Annotated in this window: 17 protein-coding genes and 4 tRNA genes; 6 read left to right on the top strand and 15 right to left on the bottom strand. The window is 70.7% G+C overall.

Going from position 1 to position 17,502, the window contains the following annotated elements; translation table 11 throughout:
- Positions 1 to 17 precede the first annotated feature (17 nt).
- Positions 18 to 1,250: an exonuclease domain-containing protein gene (locus ABD437_RS11450; protein WP_344648766.1), complete on the top strand. Its 1,233-nt coding sequence runs from the start codon at positions 18 to 20 to the stop codon at positions 1,248 to 1,250.
- A 76-nt stretch (positions 1,251 to 1,326) separates the two neighbouring features.
- Positions 1,327 to 2,319: a hypothetical protein gene (locus ABD437_RS11445; protein ID WP_344648765.1), complete on the top strand. Its 993-nt coding sequence runs from the start codon at positions 1,327 to 1,329 to the stop codon at positions 2,317 to 2,319.
- Here the strand turns inward: ABD437_RS11445 and ABD437_RS11440 are convergent.
- From ABD437_RS11440 to ABD437_RS11400, 9 genes are all read right to left on the bottom strand, one after another.
- Positions 2,258 to 2,689, bottom strand: a complete 432-nt coding sequence (locus tag ABD437_RS11440; protein WP_344648764.1) for a response regulator — start codon at positions 2,687 to 2,689, stop codon at positions 2,258 to 2,260. The two genes, ABD437_RS11445 and ABD437_RS11440, sit on opposite strands and share 62 nt — an antisense overlap.
- 120 nt (positions 2,690 to 2,809) lie before the next feature.
- Positions 2,810 to 4,003 (bottom strand): LLM class flavin-dependent oxidoreductase, encoded by a 1,194-nt coding sequence (locus ABD437_RS11435; protein WP_344648763.1) that lies wholly within the window; start codon positions 4,001 to 4,003, stop codon positions 2,810 to 2,812.
- A gap of 64 nt (positions 4,004 to 4,067) precedes the next feature.
- Positions 4,068 to 4,481, bottom strand: coding sequence for an SRPBCC family protein (locus tag ABD437_RS11430; protein ID WP_344648762.1), 414 nt, complete (start codon positions 4,479 to 4,481; stop codon positions 4,068 to 4,070).
- A 67-nt stretch (positions 4,482 to 4,548) separates the two neighbouring features.
- Entirely contained in the window at positions 4,549 to 4,983 is a 435-nt protein-coding gene (locus ABD437_RS11425) for a hypothetical protein (RefSeq protein WP_344648761.1), read from the bottom strand.
- A 102-nt stretch (positions 4,984 to 5,085) separates the two neighbouring features.
- Positions 5,086 to 5,469, bottom strand: coding sequence for a VOC family protein (locus ABD437_RS11420; RefSeq protein ID WP_344648760.1), 384 nt, complete (start codon positions 5,467 to 5,469; stop codon positions 5,086 to 5,088).
- Positions 5,470 to 5,937: 468 nt separating this feature from the next.
- Positions 5,938 to 6,014, bottom strand: a tRNA-Phe gene (locus ABD437_RS11415).
- Positions 6,015 to 6,070: 56 nt separating this feature from the next.
- A tRNA-Asp gene (locus ABD437_RS11410) sits at positions 6,071 to 6,145 on the bottom strand.
- A 25-nt stretch (positions 6,146 to 6,170) separates the two neighbouring features.
- Positions 6,171 to 6,243: transfer RNA gene (locus ABD437_RS11405), tRNA-Glu, on the bottom strand.
- A 141-nt stretch (positions 6,244 to 6,384) separates the two neighbouring features.
- A complete protein-coding gene (locus ABD437_RS11400) occupies positions 6,385 to 7,116 on the bottom strand; it encodes a polysaccharide deacetylase family protein (protein ID WP_344648759.1) in 732 nt (243 codons plus the stop codon).
- A 235-nt stretch (positions 7,117 to 7,351) separates the two neighbouring features.
- On the opposite strand from ABD437_RS11400, the gene ABD437_RS11395 reads away from it, so the two are divergent.
- Positions 7,352 to 7,424: transfer RNA gene (locus ABD437_RS11395), tRNA-Lys, on the top strand.
- 35 nt (positions 7,425 to 7,459) lie between these two features.
- On the opposite strand, the gene ABD437_RS11390 is transcribed toward ABD437_RS11395, so the two are convergent.
- A complete protein-coding gene (locus tag ABD437_RS11390; protein WP_344648758.1) occupies positions 7,460 to 8,896 on the bottom strand; it encodes a site-specific integrase in 1,437 nt (478 codons plus the stop codon).
- A 109-nt stretch (positions 8,897 to 9,005) separates the two neighbouring features.
- The gene (locus tag ABD437_RS11385; RefSeq protein WP_344648757.1) at positions 9,006 to 10,049 is read right to left on the bottom strand and encodes a flavin-containing monooxygenase; all 1,044 of its coding nucleotides are present in this window, start codon (positions 10,047 to 10,049) and stop codon (positions 9,006 to 9,008) included.
- Between the two features lie 136 nt (positions 10,050 to 10,185).
- On the opposite strand from ABD437_RS11385, the gene ABD437_RS11380 reads away from it, so the two are divergent.
- On the top strand, positions 10,186 to 11,022 hold the full coding sequence (locus ABD437_RS11380; protein ID WP_344648756.1) for a helix-turn-helix domain-containing GNAT family N-acetyltransferase: 837 nt from the start codon (positions 10,186 to 10,188) through the stop codon (positions 11,020 to 11,022).
- Between the two features lie 10 nt (positions 11,023 to 11,032).
- On the opposite strand, the gene ABD437_RS11375 is transcribed toward ABD437_RS11380, so the two are convergent.
- Both ABD437_RS11375 and ABD437_RS11370 read right to left on the bottom strand, forming a co-directional pair.
- The gene (locus ABD437_RS11375; protein WP_344648755.1) at positions 11,033 to 12,091 is read right to left on the bottom strand and encodes a hypothetical protein; all 1,059 of its coding nucleotides are present in this window, start codon (positions 12,089 to 12,091) and stop codon (positions 11,033 to 11,035) included.
- An 84-nt stretch (positions 12,092 to 12,175) separates the two neighbouring features.
- Entirely contained in the window at positions 12,176 to 12,541 is a 366-nt protein-coding gene (locus tag ABD437_RS11370) for an ArsR/SmtB family transcription factor (protein WP_344648754.1), read from the bottom strand.
- A gap of 87 nt (positions 12,542 to 12,628) precedes the next feature.
- Between ABD437_RS11370 and ABD437_RS11365 the strand changes: the two genes are divergently transcribed.
- Together ABD437_RS11365 and ABD437_RS11360 are read left to right on the top strand one after the other, a co-directional pair.
- The gene (locus ABD437_RS11365) at positions 12,629 to 13,951 is read left to right on the top strand and encodes an FAD-dependent oxidoreductase (protein ID WP_344648753.1); all 1,323 of its coding nucleotides are present in this window, start codon (positions 12,629 to 12,631) and stop codon (positions 13,949 to 13,951) included.
- A gap of 3 nt (positions 13,952 to 13,954) precedes the next feature.
- The gene (locus tag ABD437_RS11360; RefSeq protein WP_344648752.1) at positions 13,955 to 15,196 is read left to right on the top strand and encodes an MFS transporter; all 1,242 of its coding nucleotides are present in this window, start codon (positions 13,955 to 13,957) and stop codon (positions 15,194 to 15,196) included.
- A gap of 4 nt (positions 15,197 to 15,200) precedes the next feature.
- Here ABD437_RS11360 and ABD437_RS11355 read toward each other — a convergent pair whose 3' ends face one another.
- Both ABD437_RS11355 and ABD437_RS11350 read right to left on the bottom strand, forming a co-directional pair.
- Positions 15,201 to 16,649 carry an FAD-dependent oxidoreductase gene (locus tag ABD437_RS11355; protein ID WP_344648751.1) on the bottom strand — a complete coding sequence of 483 codons (1,449 nt, stop codon included), beginning with the start codon at positions 16,647 to 16,649 and terminating at the stop codon, positions 15,201 to 15,203.
- A gap of 41 nt (positions 16,650 to 16,690) precedes the next feature.
- Positions 16,691 to 17,491, bottom strand: coding sequence for an aquaporin (locus tag ABD437_RS11350; RefSeq protein ID WP_344648750.1), 801 nt, complete (start codon positions 17,489 to 17,491; stop codon positions 16,691 to 16,693).
- Positions 17,492 to 17,502 lie beyond the last annotated feature (11 nt).

Genomic DNA, 17,502 nt, shown 5'->3' with positions numbered 1-17,502 from the left:
GGCCTAAGCTCGACGCGATGAGCGTGACGACTGAAGCCGGGGCCCCGACGTGGGTCGTCATCGACGCCGAGACCACCGGGCTGAGCCCCAAGGAACACCGGGTCGTCGAGCTGGCCGTGGTGGTGCTCGACGAGCGCGGCAACTCGATGGGTGAAGCGGCCACCCTGCTCAACCCGGGTGTGGACATCGGGCCCGCGGACGGCCACGGCATCCGCAACGAGGACGTCCTCGACGCCCCGCGTTTCGACGAGCTCGCCGGCTGGCTGGTGGAGTGGCTGAAAGGCAAGGTGCTCGTCGGGCACAACCTGCTGTTCACCTCGGCCTTCCTCGACGAGGAGTTCCGCCGGGCCGGGTTCGAGATGCCGCACGTCCCGGCCATCTGCACGATGACGAACGCGCCCCGCTACCTGCCTTCGCTGCCCGGCCGCACGCTCGAACAGTGCTGCGCGGCCGCCGGTGTCCCGCTCGAAGGCCCGCGTTCCGCGCTGACGAACGCGCGCGCCGCCGGTGGCCTGTTCGGGACGTTCCTCGCGCAGCGGCCGACGTTGCCCTCGCCGTGGGTGCAGTACATCGAGCGCGCGCGCCGGATGTCGTGGCCGCGCATCCCGATGCAGGACTTCCAGATGGCGCCACGGGCCGAGGAGGAGTGGGAGGCTCCGGATCCGGAGATGACCGCGATCGTCAGCCCGGAGATGGCGCGGATGGCAGCGGCGTACGCCGGGATAGCGGCTGAGCCCGACGTGAAGGCTCCCAACCCCGAGGTCGACAGCGAGTTCGTCGCCGAGGTGGTCGAGGAAGCGCCGCGTTCGCCGGAGGAGTCGGGGCCGGTCAGCGCCTACCTGGGCGCGTTGGACAACGCGGTCAGCGACCGGGTGCTCTCGTTCACCGAGGCGATCCACCTCAAGGACCTCGCCGGCGCGCTCGCGATCTTCGAGGCCGAGCAGAGCGACGCCCACCGCCAGTACGTCCGCACGCTCGCCGCCACCGCGTGGGCCGACAAACAGGTCACCGACGAGGAACGCGACGACCTGGTGGCGGTCGGCAAGCTGCTCGACCTGACCGAGACCGAGGTCGACGCGCTCATCGAGGACACGAAGCCGGACGCCGTCGGAGGCTCGGCCCCGGCGGCCGGTTCCTCGTCGGCCACGTCGTCGGAGTACGAGGCCGGGTGGTACCCGGACCCGTACGGGCAGCCGGGGCTGCGCTGGTACGACGGAGAGAACTGGACGCACCACACCCACGCGTCCTGACGTCTGTGGAAAGGTCTGTGGATAACTAACGATCTGTGCTCCGATGAACGCGGGGCGTTCGATCGGAGGTCGGTCCATGGACTACGAGCAGGAGGCGGCCGCGCTCTACGCGTTACCGCCGGTGCAGTTCACGACGGCCCGCGACGTCCGGGTCGCGGAACTCAAAGGGGAGAAGCGGGCGGCGCTCGCCGGGCGCCTGAAACTGCTGCGCCGGCCGACCGTCGCCGCGTGGTGCGTCAACCTGCTGGTGGGTGAACACCGGGACGAGGTGCAGGCGCTCGTCGACCTCGGAGCGCAGTTGGCGGACGCTCAGCGCCGGGGTGACGCCGGGGCGATCCGGTCTTTATCGGCGGAAAAGCGGCGTCGGGTGGCGACGCTCGTCGGGGTGGCCGCGCGGTTGGCGGCCCAGTCGGTGCCTCCTCGCGCGGAGGTGATCGGGTTGGAGCCGGCCGTGGTCGCCGATCTCGAGGCGACGCTGAACGCGGCGGTGGCCGACGCGGCGGTGGCGCGGCGGGTGTTGTCGGGTCGGTTGGTTCGGGGGGAGTCGTACGTGGGGTTCGGCCCGCTGCCCGAGGCCGGTTCGTCCGCGGGAGTTTCATCCACAGGGGCTTCGTCCACAGGGCGGTCGTCATCCACAGGGGGTGTGGGCGGTCGGCGCGCTGTTCCGCGAGGCTCGGGGGGCGACGGGGAACCTCGGGGCGGCGTTCACGGGGGCGGGCGTGGCGGCGATCCTCGGGGCGCGTACGAGGGGCGTGGGGAGGCGGAGTGGGCGGGTGCCGTGGAGGCTCATGCGGTGGCCGAGCAGGCGGTGGTGGTGGCCCGGTCGGAACGGGACGGAGCACGCCGCCGGCGTGACGTGGCCCGGCACGCGCGTGAGGAAGCCGCCGCCGTGCTGGCCGAAGCCGAACAGCGCCTGGCCGACGCCCAGCGTGCGCTGGCCGGCTCGGAACGCACCCTTCAGCGAGCCGACCAGCATCGCGCCGAGACCGCGGCCCGCCTGGACGCGATCACCGCGGAAGGCGAACCGTCCGACCGTAGAACGTCTCGATCTGCTGCACGATCGACGTGAACTGGTCCAGGTCGACCGGCTTGGTGACGAACGCGTTGGCGCGCAGCTCATAGCTCCGGATCACGTCCTCGTCGAGCGCGGACGTCGTGAGCACCACGACCGGGATCGATCGCAGGTCCTCGTCGCCCTTGACCTCGGCGAGCACCTCGCGCCCGTCCATGCGGGGCATGTTCAGGTCGAGGAGGATCAGCTGGGGGCGCGGAGCGTCGGCGTGCGGCGGCTCTCTCCGGAGGAAAGCCACGGCTTCGACGCCGTCGGACACCACGTGCAGGTTGCTCGGGACGTCGTTGGCGCTCAGCGCCTCCTCGATCATCAGGACGTCGCCCGCGTCGTCGTCGACGACCAGGACCTCGAGCGGGGTGGTGGTCATCGAGCTACTCTCCGGTGCTGGCGACGTCGTCGGCGAACTTTACCGCTGGGGTCGGACAGTACGCGGAGTCCGGGCGGCGGGCTTGCGTCCGATGGTTGATCGGTGGCGCTGAGTGTTGTTTCAGTGAGGTGCCGGTTCCAGCGCGCGACCGGCGGTGCCGGCGAACGGCACGTCCACGTGCGGGACGTCGAGCGTCGCGGCGTCGGGATGCTCCCAGAGCCCCCGCCGGTGGAGCAGCGGCAGGACGCCTTCGCCGAACCAGTACGCCTCCTCCAGGTGCGGGTAGCCCGACAGCACGAACTCGTCGATGCCGAGCTGGTGGAGCTCGACGAGCCGGTCGGCGACCTCGGTGTGGCTGCCGACGAGCGCGGTGCCCGCCCCGCCGCGTACCAGGCCGACACCCGCCCACAGGTTCGGCGCGATCTCCAGGTCCCGCAAGGCGGTGCTGGCGCGGCCGCGGTCGTGCAGCTCGGCCATCCGGCGCTGGCCCTCGGACTCGCTCTGCGCCAGCCCCTGCTGGACGCGCTGGATCGTCTCCGGATCGAGGCCTTGGAGCAGCCGACCGGCCTCGGCCCAAGCTTCTTCCGAGGTGTCCCGGCTGATGACGTGGAGCCGGATGCCGTACCGCAGCGTGCGGTTCTGCGCTTCGGCCAGGCCCTTGACCCAGGCGATCTTCTCCGCGACCTGTTCGGGCTTCTCACCCCAGGTGAGGTAGACGTCGGCGTACTTGGCGGCGACCAGGCCGGCTTTCGGCGACGATCCCCCGAAATAGACGTCGGGCACCGGGTCGGGGAGCCGGTTGAGCCGGGCGTCCGCGACCTGGATGTGCTCGCCGTCGAGCGACAGCGTCTCGCCGTGCCAGAGCCGCGTGACGACCTCGAGGAACTCGTCGGTGCGGTCGTAGCGTGCGTCCTTGTCGAGGAAGTCACCGTAGAGCCGCTGCTCCCGGCTCTCCCCGCCGGTGACGACGTTGAGCAGCAGGCGGTTGCCGGAGTGCCGCTGGTACGTCGTCGCCATCTGGGCGGCGAGCGTGGGGGAGAGCAGGCCCGGCCGGAAGGCGACCAGGAACTTGAGCCGCTCGGACGCGCCGGCCAGCATCGCCGTGGTGAGCCAGGCGTCGTCGCACCAGGCGCCGGTGGGGGTCAGCGCGCCCACGAACCCGAGCTGCTCGGCCGCGCGGGTGATCTGGGTCAGATAGCCCAGCGACGCCGGCCGGTCGCCGGCGGCGCGCCCGAGATCGACGCCGTGACCACCGGCGACGAGGTTGCGGCTGTCGCCCATGGTCGGGAGGAACCAGTGGAAGGTCAGGCTCATCGGGGCCCTTCCGGTGTTTGCGTGGGAGTGCCTAATCCTAGTTTGTTGATAGGAATGAGACTACTCACTGCCGGGCGAGCGCGGCGGTGATCGAGTCGAGGACGTCGCGCCAGTGGTTGCGTTGCCGCTCGCGCTCGTCGGCGTCGGTGAGGTGTTCCTGGTGGAAGCGCACCGAGGTTCCGGTGGCCGCCGGGCGGACGACGAGCTGCACGATGCTGTCGTGCGACCAGGTGCTCGGCCGCCAGGTGAGGCGGACCCGGTCGCCGGGGCGGAAACTGCGGACCTCGCCGCTCGTGCCGTCCTCGGCGACGTACTTCGCTCCTCTGGCGGGCTCGAGCTCCACGCCGGGGCCGACCCACAGCGCGGTGCCTTCGGGTGAGGTGAGGAACGCCCACACCTCCGCCGAGCCGTGCGGGATCGTGCGCGAGACGCCGATCTCCCATCCGACGTCTTTCGTCTGACCTGTGGGTCTCTCCATGGCTCCCAGTATTTCGACTCGAGCGGGCAGCTCGGCTCCGCTACGTGGGCTGCCCGCTCGGCGGCCGCTAGCGCGGCTCGGCGGTCTCGATCGTGGCCCACTCCTCCAAGTAGGTCAGCACGTCGTGCACGGGGCGGTCGGTGGCCTGGGCCAGCCGTTTCAACAGTTCGTTCTCGATCTTCACGTGCGCGGCCAGCTGCTGGCTGACCAGGTCGGACGTGGGTGCGCTGATCGCATCGCCCATCGCCACCGCGCCGGCCATGAACGCGTCCGGGATCGTGCGGGGACGCCGCACGCGGAACTCACGCTGCAGATCGTCGAGGTCGGGTTCCACGGTCGCGGTTCCGTACACCGCGGCCCAGGACGCGACCGCCCCGGGCATCGACGCCTCATCGGCGTTCAAGGACTGGAGCAGGGCCACCGCACCGTGGAGCGCGGAAGCCACCCCCTCGGTGTTCTCGTCACGACCGGTCGGGACCCGGTCGTGGTCGTTCTCGAACATCCGTCGCCTCCCCTGGCTTCGTCGGTGGCACCGTAGCGGTGACCACCGACGTTTTTGAGGCGCTGCGCGCCACGGGGACACGCGCAGCGCTCCACCGCGGGATCAGCCGCGCTCGGCGACGCTCCGTTCGATGCAGAACTCGTTGCCTTCCGGGTCGGCCAGGGTGACCCAGCCGGTGCCGTCGGGCTTCCGGTGATCGGCGACGAGCGTGGCGCCGAGGCCCAGGACCCGCTCCGTCTCCTCGTCCCGGGTACGGCTGGTGGGCTGCAGATCCAGGTGGAAACGGTTCTTCACCGTCTTGGCCTCCGGCACCGGGACGAACAGCAGATCCGGGCCACCGTCGGACGCCACGAGCAGCGCCTCCGGGTCGTCCGGGTGGTTGCCGTCCTCCGGGTGCTCGCCGTAGCCGGTGAGAGCCGACCAGAACTGCGCCAGCTCGTAGGGGTTGGCACAGTCGATCGTGATGTGCCGAATTCGGACGCTCATGCGTTGTCCTTCGCGAGACAGCGCGCCATCCGCGGCCGTGAGGGCGTCGGTCAGCCGACCACGGGAGGCACGGAAACAATGGCTGTGATCATCGCCGCACCTCCTTCTGGTCGTGGACGCCACGCACACTCTCGCACGCCGACCGCCGGCGGGAAAGCGAGTTTTCAACCCGCACAGAGGGCTGCCACACTCCGGCGGGTTCGCGTTCATCGCAGCCACCGGTTCGCCGCCGCAAGTGAACTGTGGCCGAGTCGCTTCCGCAGGTCCGCCAGCGTGGCCTCGGTCGAGGGCCTGGCTGGTGTGCTGAAGATCGTGGAACGTGAAGCCGGGCGGCATTCATCGGAGCGAAGGGGGCAAGTGCCCCTGCGCGGCCTAAGTCTCGGGCAGTCGCGGTCGCGCGGGGTCTGCGTCCCACCCCGGACGTGAAGAAAGGCACCCTTGCTGAGCTGCAAGGATGCCTCGTGGATCTGGTGGCCAGGGGCGGGGTCGAACCGCCGACCTTCCGCTTTTCAGGCGGACGCTCGTACCAACTGAGCTACCTGGCCGAATGCGGCGACAAACGACGCCACTCCGCTGCCGCGCCGTAGCGCGGCAGCAAGAGCGGTCCCGACGGGATTTGAACCCGCGACCTCCGCCTTGACAGGGCGGCGAGCACTCCGAACTGCTCCACGGGACCTGGTGGGTAAGACCAAGTCTTGCCGTGCCCCCAACGGGATTCGAACCCGTGCTACCGCCTTGAAAGGGCGGCGTCCTGGGCCACTAGACGATGAGGGCGTGCTACCCGAACGGCGTTCATGCTGTCACACATGTCCGCCGGGCGGCGCACCCACCCCGTCCGCGTCGGGAGCGAGATCAGCATATGCGACAACGGGGTCGGGTGGCAAAAGCGCCCCCCGGTGCTGGGGAAAGTCCAGGTCAGAGCCGGGTGAGGCGGTACTTGGACGTGAGTTGGGGCAGCAGGACCTTGCACGCGGCCACGGTTCGGGACCGATCGCCGCCCCCGTCGTGCATGAGCACGATCACACCGGGGGCCATGCCGGCACGCACTCGCGACACGATCGTGCTCGACGGCGGCTTCGCCCAGTCGCGCGGATCCACGGCCCACCCGAGCGACGCCATGCCCTGCTGGCGGGCCACCGACACGATCACGCCGGACCAGTTGCCACCGGGCGCCCGGAAGTACGTCGGCTTCACGCCGCCGCTCGCGCGGGTGATGAGCTTGCTCGTCGCCCGCAGATCGGCGTCGATCGCGGCCCGTGACTTCGACTTCAGCTGCAGGTCGTGCCGCATCGTGTGGTTGCACAGCGTGTGCCCGTCGGCCGCGATCTTCCGGACCAGGTCCGGATGAGCCTTCACGTTGACGCCGATCAGGCAGAACGTCGCCTTGACGTGGTACTTGCGTAACAAGGAGAGCACCTGCGGGGTCCACGTCGGATCGGGGCCGTCGTCGAAGGTGAGCGCCACCGCGGCGCGACCCGTGTGACGGTAGGGCGTCGAGGCCGGGTGCAGGAGCGGCGGTCGTGACGTCGTGACCACCCCGGTACCGGGCGACGACGCGGACGCCGGACCGGCGCTCACCCCGAGTACCGAGACGAGCATCACGACCGCGCTCGCGGCGAGCAGTGCGGTCCTCGAACGTCGCTTCATGATCCCCGCCTGTCACCGTCGAACTGTGCCGCCGAGCGACGCTTTCGCGCCGTATGCCCAGGTGAGCACTGTGAACGATGGATAGCGGCGACGCCCGTTTCTGTCAGAAACTCGGCACCTTCGGACCGTTTGGGCGGTGACCGGGCGTGGTCTGGGGGATGTCTGTCGCTGTTGGGGTTCGGGTCTGAGACACTTCTAGGAGGCGCGGCCGGGAGGGTCGGTCGCGACCTGCGCCGGGCCGTTAGCTCAACTGGCAGAGCAGCGGACTTTTAATCCGCGGGTTCTGGGTTCGATCCCCAGGCGGCCCACCCGCTGACCTGGGGCAATGCGCTATCGCTTGATCCTATGCGGACAGTGCGTGCTCACTGGTTGCTCGCTTTTTCCGCCGTGTTGCTCGGGGTCCTGTTGGCTGTTGTGAGCCTGTGACCTGCGGTTTTTCGCTCTCGCGGAGTCGTCGGTTGCGTGCGTTCGTGCGTGCGCGGCGGCGCCGGTTCGCGGTTTTCACGTCACCGCGGAGCCGGCGCGCGGCGTCGAGCACGAGGACGGCGGTGGCGGCGGCCGCGTCGTGCTGGGCTGGTGGCAGGACGCTGGTGTAGGTGTCGGCGGTGAGCACGATGCTGGCGTGTCCGAGTTGGTCCTGGATCGTCTTCAGGTCCGCGCCCGCGCAGTGCGCCAGACTTGCTGCGCCGTGCCGGAGGTCGTGGAGCCGGACCGGCGGGAGGCCGACGTCTTTCCAGAGTTTCCGGAAGCGGTAGGTCACGGTGCTGGGTCGCAACTGCCGGCCGTCGATGCGGGTGAAGACGTAGCCGGTATCGGTCCAGCCGAGCCCGGCGGCGCGGCGTTCGAAGCGTTGCCGTTCGGCGTGGGCGCGTAGGACGGCGACGGTGTGTTTGTCGATCGCGACGGTGCGGCGGCTGGCGGCGCTCTTGGGTGGGCCGGTGACGATCTCACTGCCGCTCTCGGTGGTTGATTGAGTGATCATGACCTGCCGGGCGTCGAGGTCGACGTCGCACCAGCGGAGCCCGACCGCCTCACCGCGCCGCAGGCCGCGTAGCGCGACGAGGTGGAAGAGAGCGTGGAGGCGATCGCGCTGGGCACGCTGGAGGAATACGGCGAGCTGGTCGACCGTCCACACGGAGACGGCGTCGCGTTCCTGGGTGCGGTGCCAGTGCTGAACGCGGGCGTCGGTCCAGACGACCGCGTGCGGTCTGCGGGCGGGTGGGAGTTCGATGCGGCGGGCGGGATTGTCGGTGACCAGGCCTTCGCGGATGGCGAAGTTGAACGCCGCCCTCAGGGTCGCCCGGACCCGGTGGAGGGTGGTGCCGGCGAGGGGTTGGCCGTAGCGGTTGGTGTGTTGGGCGAGTTCAGCGAAGGCGGCGGTGAGCTGCCGGGCGGTGACCTGTCCGAGGCGGTGGTGGCCGAGGACGGGAGCGAGGTAGAGCTGGATGTGGCTTTCGTAGCTGCGCCGGGTGGTGGGCCGGATCGAGGTGCGTGTGCTGATCCAGTGGTGGAGCCAGTTTTGGAGGGTCCAGCTGGTACCGGCGCGCAGTTCGGGGGTTTGGGCGAGGAGGTCGTCGCGGGCGCGGCAGGCGGCGGTCTTGGTGAGGAACCCGCCGCGGCGTACTTGTCTGGACCGGCCGGTGGGATCGGGCATGCGGCAGTCGAATTGCCAGCGGCCGTGCGCGCGGTGGCTCAGCCGTGGGCAGGTGCGGTTGCGGCGTCGGCCGGGCCGTCCGTCGCTGCAGGTGCAGTATTTGAAGACCACGCCGTTGTTCGTCATGCGGTCACCCCCGTGAGCTGTTGTCCTGCTCTGAGCGTGCGCCGGGTGGGGAGCGCGGAGAATCGGCCGATGGATCGAGCTGCGGCGCAGAATCGCGGCCGGTACGAGCTCAGCGGGGGTGGAGCCGTCGGGTGACGTAGTGGGCGTCGCGGGCGGCGCCGCGCAGGGTGGCGGAGGCGAAGCTGCGTTGCCATTCCAGGCCGACGTAGCCCAGGCCGGGGTGCGTGGTGGACAGGCCACGTCGCTGTAGTGGCGTCCCGTGGGTGTCGAGCACTCCGAGGGGCTGGAGGTAGGAGACGTTGGGCCGGTAGCCGGTGGCCAGGATGATCGTGTCCACGTGTTCGGCTGTTCCGTCCGCCCAGGTGATCCTTTCGCCGTCGATGCCGGTGAAGACGGGCCTCTGGTCGGGGTTTCCGCTGGCCAGCGCGGTGAGGTAGCGGCCGTCGTCGAGGACGGGTGTGTGGGCCGGGGTGCGTGGCAGCGGGCCGATGGGTGCGGTGTCGAAGCCGGTGACGCGGAACCAGAAATGCACGTCCCGGCCGAGGGGTCGCTGGGCGACGAGCCGGACGGGGTGGCGGCTGGCGAGGGTGACGCGGGCGTGGGCGGCGAGTTCGGCGCCGATCTGCACCGCGGTGTTGGCCGACCCGACGACCACGACTCGCTGTCCGGCGAACGGGGCGGGTGTGCGGTAGTCGGCGGAGTGCAGCAGCGTGCCGGTGAAGCGGTCGAGGCCGGGCAGTACGGGCCGGTGCGGGGTGCCGAAGCCGCCGGTGGCCGCGATCAGCAGCGGCGCCCGGAACGACTCCTGGCCGGCCACTGCGACGGTGAAGGCGGTGCCGTCATGGGTCACGGTGGAGGCGCGGTCGCCGAGGCGGATGTCGGCGCCGAGCCGCTCGGCGTAGTCGCGGAGGTAGCCGATGACCTCGTCGCGGTGCGGGTAGCGGTCCGGGTCGCCGGGGAAGGGCATGCCGGGCAGGGCGCTGTAGCGGGCGGGTGAGAAGAGCGTGAGGCTCGCGTAGTACGACGGCCACGACCCGACCGGGGCGTCGCCTGCCTCGAGCACGATCGGCGTCCGCCCGGCCCGGCGGAGCGCGCGAGCGGCGGCAAGTCCGGCTTGGCCGGCCCCGATGACAAGTGCGTCGCAATCGATCACGGAAGTCCTTGAGTCGTATGAGTCCAGGAACGGCGCAGCACGAAGCCCGGCCTTTCCCATCGAAGGATGTCGATGGGAAAGTATCGACTGGTATCGATGAATGCAACCATCGACGATGATCGATAGAGTTCGGGTCATGACGAGCACCGTGACGCTGCCGGCGCTGGCGCCCGACCACGCCGAGCTTTATGCGAGCTGGTTCGCGTGTCTGGCCGAGCCGGTGCGGGTCCGGCTGCTGCACGCGGTCGCCGCGAGCCCCGGCGGCGTGACCGTCGGGACGCTGGCTACCACCCTCGGAATCAGCCAATCCACGTGCTCGCACCACGTCCGGAAGCTGGCCGAGGTGCGTTTCGTCCACCTCCGTAAGGAGGGCACGACGACCGTGGTCACGGTGAACGCGGCCTGCTGTACGGGCTTCCCGCAGGCGGTCGACGCGGTCATGGGGCTACTGGCGCCCCTGTCGGCGCAGCCGCCGGCCGGGCCGGCCGACGTGACGGTCCGGGCGCTGGCCGACGCCGACTGGGACGCGGTGCTGCGGATCTACGCCGAGGGCATCGCCACTGGCGACGCCACGTTCGAGACCACGGTGCCCGACCGCGACAGCCTGGACGGCAAGTGGCTGCCCGGTCATCGGTGGGTGGCCGAGATCGACGGTGAGGTCGTCGGCTGGACCGCCTCCAGTCCGACGTCGGCCCGAGAGTGCTACGCGGGGGTCGCGGAGACGTCGGTGTACGTCGCCGACGGGTACCGCGGGCGTGGGATCGGCCGGGCGCTGCTCCACCGGCAGGTGGCCGCGGCTGATGAGGGCGGGCTGTGGATGCTGCAGTCGTCGATCTTCCCGGAGAACCGCGCCAGCCTGGCCCTGCACCATGCGGCCGGCTACCGCACGGTCGGGGTCCGGGAGCGCATCGCGCAGCGCGACGGCGTCTGGCGCGACACCGTCCTGATCGAACGCCGCTCACCGGTCCGCTGAGCACGCCGTGCTACCGGGGCGGTGCGCTCAGCGCCGTGATCGCATCGCAGAGGGTCGTAGTGTCGGCGATCGCTCGGCGGCACTCGGCCTCGGTGAGAGTGAGGCGCTGGCCGAGGCGGGCATTGCCGGCCGGCGCCTTCGCGAGGTACTTGTCGTCGACGATGCCGTCGTTGTGGGTGAAGACGTGCCGGGTCGCCCAGGTCTGCTGCAGGCGCTGCCAGATCGCCGCGTCGACGGCCGTGCGGAGATCGTCGTAGCCGGCGTCGACGAACAGGTCCGCCATCGGGTCGAGCCGCTGGAAGATGTTGCCTTTGCCCTTCAGGCGCGCTTCGGCGTCGGTGACCGCGGCACGGAACACGGCACCGGCCAGGGTCTCGACCACGCCGACGAGGTTCTCCAGGGTGTCGACCCACAGCCGGGTCAGCGCACCCTGCTCCCGCAGGGTGGCCGCGGCCGCTGGGGGCAGTTCGGCCATCGCGTCCAGCCGGGCGACCTCGGCTCCCAGGGCGTCGAGGGCGACGACGTCAGGCGGGAGCGGCCCGCAGACCGGGCAGAACCGGTGCTCCCCGAACACCGCGTACCGCACCTGGCACCCGCCGCACTGCCGGATCCGGATGAGGTTCTCCTCGGTGATCCCGGGCAGTGGCGCGGGGAAGAACGGCTTCGACCGGTAGGTCATCCGGACACTGACCCCCGACGATCTGCGGGAGCCCATCGACGATCCGCGGGAGCGGATCGGCCGCTTGAACGCTTGCCCGAGGGCCTGGCTGACCATCTGCATGCCGACGTCCGCGGCGGCCCGTTTGGCGCGGGCGAGCTGCTGCTCGGTCAGGAAATGGCTGTGGCCGTCCCGGTGGCCGCAGTAGACGCACCACAGGGACGGGTTTTCCGGCAGTGTCTTGTAGTCCTGGCTGGACATCCGGAAGACCTGCCGGCACTCGGGGCACTGCCGGCCGAGAAAGCCGTGCTCATCGCCGGGGATGTCGACGTTCATCCGGACCCGGTCGCCCTCGCCGGAGACGACGCGGGCACCGTCAGGCAGCCGGTAGCGTCCGGCCTCGTTCCACATGCGCCTCATTGTGCCCGGAACCACCCGGAAGTGACACAGAGTTACGGACGCTGGCTATGCAGCAGACCCAGGTCGGCGTCGCCGTCACGCGTGGGTGGTGGCCTCAACCGGGGTGAGTGCGCGCGCGACGGCGCTCAGCGCCTCGGGGACGATGCGGTAGTAGGCCCACTTGCCGCGCTGGGTCCGAGTGACGAGACCGGCGTCGGCCAGCAACTTCATGTGGTGGGAGACGGTCGGCTGGGCCAGCCCGACGGGTTCGGTGAGGTCGCAGATGCAGGCCTCGCCGTCCGCGGAGGCGGCGATGAGCGACACGAGCCGGACGCGTGTGGGGTCGCCGAGGGCTTTGAAGACCTTGGCCAGCGCGGCGGCGGCGTCCTCGCTGAGTACCCCGCCAGTGACCGGCGAGCAGCAAGCGTCCAGCGCGAGGGGCAGGGAAGTTCGGGCGGCCATGAGATCAGTCTGCCACTCGCATTGACATTCGTCGATACGAGAAGCAGGCTAGGAACGTATTCACGATCATCGATGTGATGGAGGTGTGTGGTGTCCGATCTTCCGGTCGTCGTCATCGGTGGAGGCCCGCAGGGTCTGGCCGCGGCGGCGCATCTGCGTGAGCGCGGGCTGACGCCGCTGGTGCTGGAGGCCGGGCCGGTGCCCGCGCACGCGGTGAGCCAGTGGGCGCACGTGCGGCTGTTCTCGGGCTGGAACGAGCTGGTCGACCCGGCCGCTGCCCGGCTGCTGGCGCCGACCGGCTGGACCGCACCCACCGAGGGATACCCGACCGGCGGCGAGTGGATCTCCGGCTACCTCGGCCCCTTGGCTGACACCCTGGGTGGGGCGGTGCGCGTCGGCGCCCGGGTCACCGGCGTGTCCCGGAAGGGCCGTGACCGGCTGGTCGACGCGGGACGGGACGAGCAGCCGTTCACCGTCCACGTCACCTACGCCGACGGCACCGAGGAGAAGATCGACGCTCGCGCGGTGATCGATGCGTCCGGTACGTGGACCGCTCCGAACCCGGCCGGCGCTGATGGGCTCCCGGCGCTCGGGGAGCGCGTCGCAGCTGAAGCCGGTCTGGTGACCTATCTGCCGCCCGCGCAGGTCGAGCAGTTCGCCGGCAAGCACGTGGCCGTGGTCGGTGCGGGGCACTCGGCGATGACCGCGGTGATCCAGCTCGGCGCGCTCGCCGAGGACCACCCCGGCACGCGGATCTCGTGGGTCGTCCGGCGCGGTGGCACCGGGATCTCCTTCGGCGGCGGCTCCGCCGATGAGCTTCCGCAGCGCGGTGCGCTCGGACTCGGTGCAAAGGCCGCGGTCGACAAGGGCTTCGTGGAGTTGGTCACCGGTTTTCGCACCGACCGGATCGCGGTCTCCGGCGGCCAGGCGATCCTCGTCGGTGAGAACGGCGTCGAACTGGCGCCGGCCGACCACGTGGTCGTCCTGACCGGCTTCCGGCCCGACCTGTCGTTCCTCTCCGAGATGCGCCTGGAACTAGACGCCACACTGCAGGCACCGGTGCGGATCGCCGCCGAGGTCGACCCGAACCTGCACAGCTGCGGTGACGTCGCCGCGACCGGCGCCGCCGACCTGGCGCACCCGGAGAAGGACCTGTACCTGGTCGGGATGAAGTCCTACGGCCGGGCGCCGACGTTCCTCGCGATGACCGGCTACGAGCAAGTCCGGTCCGTCGTCGCCGAGCTGGCCGGTGACCACGAGGCCGCGGCCCGAGTCGAACTGGTCCTGCCGGACACCGGGGTCTGCGGTGGCAGCGGCGCCTTCGACGATCCGGCTAGCGCGTCCGGTGGCTGCTGCGGCGCCCCGGAGGCCGGTCCGCAGATCGTCGAGCTGAGCGTCGGCGTCCGCTGACCCATGACCCAGCGTCCAACCCTGTCCTCCCGCCCGGAAACACGCGCCGCTTCGCGACGAGAACTGGGCTGGGCGCTGGGCGTGCTCTGCCTGACCGAGATCGTGTCCTGGGGTGTGCTCTACTACGCCTTCCCGGTGCTGGCCGCCGACATCACCGTGGACACCGGCTGGTCGACCGCGACGATCACCGCCGCGTTCTCCGCCGGACTAGTTGTGTCCGCGCTCGTCGGGATCCCGGTCGGCCGGCTGATGCAGCAGCACGGGCCACGCTGGTTGATGACCGGCGGCTCCGTGCTGGCGGTCGCCTCGGTACTCGTGATCGCCGTGGCGCCGACGTTGCCGGTGTTCTTCGCCGCCTGGTTGCTCGCCGGCGTCGCGCTGTCGTGCGTGCTCTACGCCCCGGCATTCGCCGCCGTCACCGTCTGGTTCGGACCCCGGCGCGTTCCCGCGCTCACCGCGATCACGCTCGTCGCCGGGTTCGCCAGCACCGTCTTCGCCCCGCTGACCGCCGCCCTCGATCAGCACCTGTCCTGGCGCGCTACGTATCTGGTCCTGGCGGTGGTGCTCGCCGTACTGACCGTGCCCACCCACTGGCTCGGGCTCCGCCCGACCTGGCCGAACACCGAAAGAGCCGCACCTGCCGCATCGACCCGGCTGCTTGACGACCCGGACGATCGGCCCGTCCGGCCGGTCGAGTTCTGGGTGCTGGCGGCGGCGTTCACCGTCAACACGGTCTGCCTGTACGCGACGGTCATCAACCTGGTGCCGCTGCTGCACGAACGCGGCTACTCGACGACCTCGGCGGCCTGGGTCCTTGGCCTCGGCGGTGTCGGGCAGGTCCTCGGTCGCCTCGCCTACGCGCCCCTGGTCCGCCGGTCCGGCCTGACCACCCGCACGGTCCTGGTTTTCGGCGGCGCTGCACTCACCACCGGCGTCTTCGCGATCCTGCCCGGTCCCTACGCCGCGCTGATCGTCGTTGCGCTCGTCGCTGGCAACGCCCGCGGCCTGGCCACGTTGCTCTCGGCCACGGCGGTGTCCGACCGGTGGGGCACGGCTCGATTCGCCCGCCTCAACGGCGTCTTCAACGCCCCGATGATGCTCGCCACCGCGGTCTCCCCGTTCATCGGCGCGTGGCTGGCCGGACCACTCGGCGGCTACCCCGAAGCCTTCGCCGTGCTGGCGGTGCTGGGTGTCGTCGCCGTGGGGCTCGCCACGATGACCGCCCCGGGGAGCAAGCTCCGCTAGCGAGTTACACCGGAAGGGCCCGGCGGCCGGCCCGGTGCTGCCGGCTCCAGGCCTGGGCCACCATTTGAACGGCGTCCCAGGGCGTGCCGAGGGGCGGGGTGTAGGACAGGTCGAGGTCGCTGAGCTCCTCGACGGACATGCCGTGGAACAGGGCGGTGGCGTAGGTGTCGACCCGCTTGGCGATCTCGCTTCCTCGGCGGCCGACCAATTGCGCACCGAGCAGGCGGCCGGTGGCGGTGTCACCGGTGACGCGGATCGTGATCGGGTGCGCGCCCGGGTAGTAGGCCTTGTGGTCATCAGGCGCGGCCTGGATGGTCGCCGGTATACGCCCGGCAGCGATGGCCTCATGGTCACGCAAGCCGGTGCGCGCGGCAACGAGATCGAAGACCTTGAGGACCTGGGTGCCGAGGCTGCCCGCGAAGCGTGCGTCCTGGCCGATGGCGTTGGCTCCGGCGACGCGTCCCTGCTTGTGGGCGGTAGTACCGAGCGGCAGATAGGTGACGCCGAGCTGCCGGTGGTGGGTGACGACGCAGTCCCCGGCGGCCCAGACGTCCGGCAGGCCGGTAGCCATGGTCTCGTCGACCACCACCGCGTCCCGGGGCCCGGTGCGGGCACCGGCCTCGGCGAGCAGCGCTGTGTCCGGCCGGACACCGACGACGGCCAGGACGAGGTCGGCGTCCCAGGCCAGGTCGCGGTCCTGCGCGTCGACGCCGGTGACGCGTAGTTGTCCGGGCCGGCTGTCGAACGGGGCGGCGCCTCGGTGGACGGCGGTGACGGTGGTGGAGGTGTGCACGGTCACGCCGTGGTGCTCGAGTTCGGCGTGGACGAGCGCGCCGAGCTCCGCGTCGACGGTCGGGAGCACCTCGGGAAGTGCCTCGACCTGGGTGACCAGGATGCCGCGAGCGGTCAAACCCTCGGCCATTTCCAGGCCGACGTACCCGGCGCCGATGATCAGCGCCCGGAGCGGCCCCTGCGCCGGGTCGTGGCCGGTGGTGAGGCGTTCGAGGGTGGCGGTCAGCGCGAACGTGTCACCCATGGAGTGCAGCAGGTGCACCCCGTCTTCCGGCCCCAGCGCGTCCGGACCGGTGAGCCCGTGAATGGGCGGGCGTACCGGGGTCGCGCCGGTGCCGACGACGAGCGCGTCGTAGTCCAGCCACGATGATTGCCCGTCGCTGCCGCGCAGGGCGATGCGGTGGCCGGAGACGTCGATCGCGGTGGCGCGGGTGTTCAGCAGCAGGCGCATGCCGGTGGCTTCGAGGTCCGCGCGGGTGCGGTGAGCCAGATGCGTGGAGTGGGTGACCTCGCCGGAGATGTAGTAGGGGATGCCGCAGATGGAGTAGTTGGGGTAGGCGTCAGCGACCACGACGGTCACTTCCGCAGCGGGGTCGAGTTCCCAGGCGCGTAGCGCGGCGCTGATGCCCGCGTCGCTGCCGCCGACGATGACCAGGTGCATGATGCGTCGCCTTCCGCAGGCTGAATGGGGGTGCTGGTGAGTCAGTTCCGCGCCGAGGCCCGGTCGGGCTGGGTGCCGTCGGGCTGGGCGCGGCTGGTGTCGTCGGTGGCGGGCACGACGACGTCGGCGGCTTGGGCGGTGGTGAGGCTCGGGTAGAGCAGCCAGACCAGGCCGGCGCCGAAGATCAGGCCTCCGAGTACTTGGTCGAGGAGAAACGGCAGGACGGAGCCCGGGGCGATCCCGGCGAAGGTGTCCGACAGGGTGCGGCCGATGGTGATCGCCGGGTTGGCGAAGCTGGTGGAGCTGGTGAACCAGTAGGCGGCGCCGATGTAGGCGCCGACGGCCGCTGGTGCCAGCGCTGCCCGGCCGGAGCGGGCCAGGGCGAAGATCAGCAGGACCAGGCCCGCGGTGGCGACCGCCTCGGAGAGCAGATGCGCGCCGGTGGCCCGGTCGTGGGTGCTGATGCTGACTGCGGTCTCCTCGAACATCAGGTTCGCCAGGATCGCCCCGGCGCAGCAGCCGAGGATTTGCGCCGGGACGTAGGCCGCGACCCGCTGCCAGGACAGGCCCCCGAAGAACGCGTCGACGATCGAGACGACCGGGTTGAAGTGCGCGCCGCTGACCGGCCCGAACATCAGGATCAGCGCGAACAGCCCGGCGGCGGTCGCCGCCGCGTTCTCCAGCAGTTGCAGCCCGACGTCGGCCGAGAGTTGCTGGGCGGCGATGCCCGACCCGATGACCAGCGCGGCCAGCAGCGCGCTTCCGAGGAACTCCGCGCCCACGGCCCGCGCCACTGCCGCCCGCTGGAATGCCAGCCGCTGGCTGCTCTTGACTCCTGACATGTCTCAACCAT

Source organism: Cryptosporangium japonicum, from assembly GCF_039524755.1.
In the GTDB taxonomy this organism is placed as follows: Bacteria; Actinomycetota; Actinomycetes; order Mycobacteriales; family Cryptosporangiaceae; genus Cryptosporangium; species Cryptosporangium japonicum.
The sequence above is the reverse complement of the archived record's forward strand: the minus strand, read 5'-3'. Positions and strand labels throughout refer to the sequence as shown.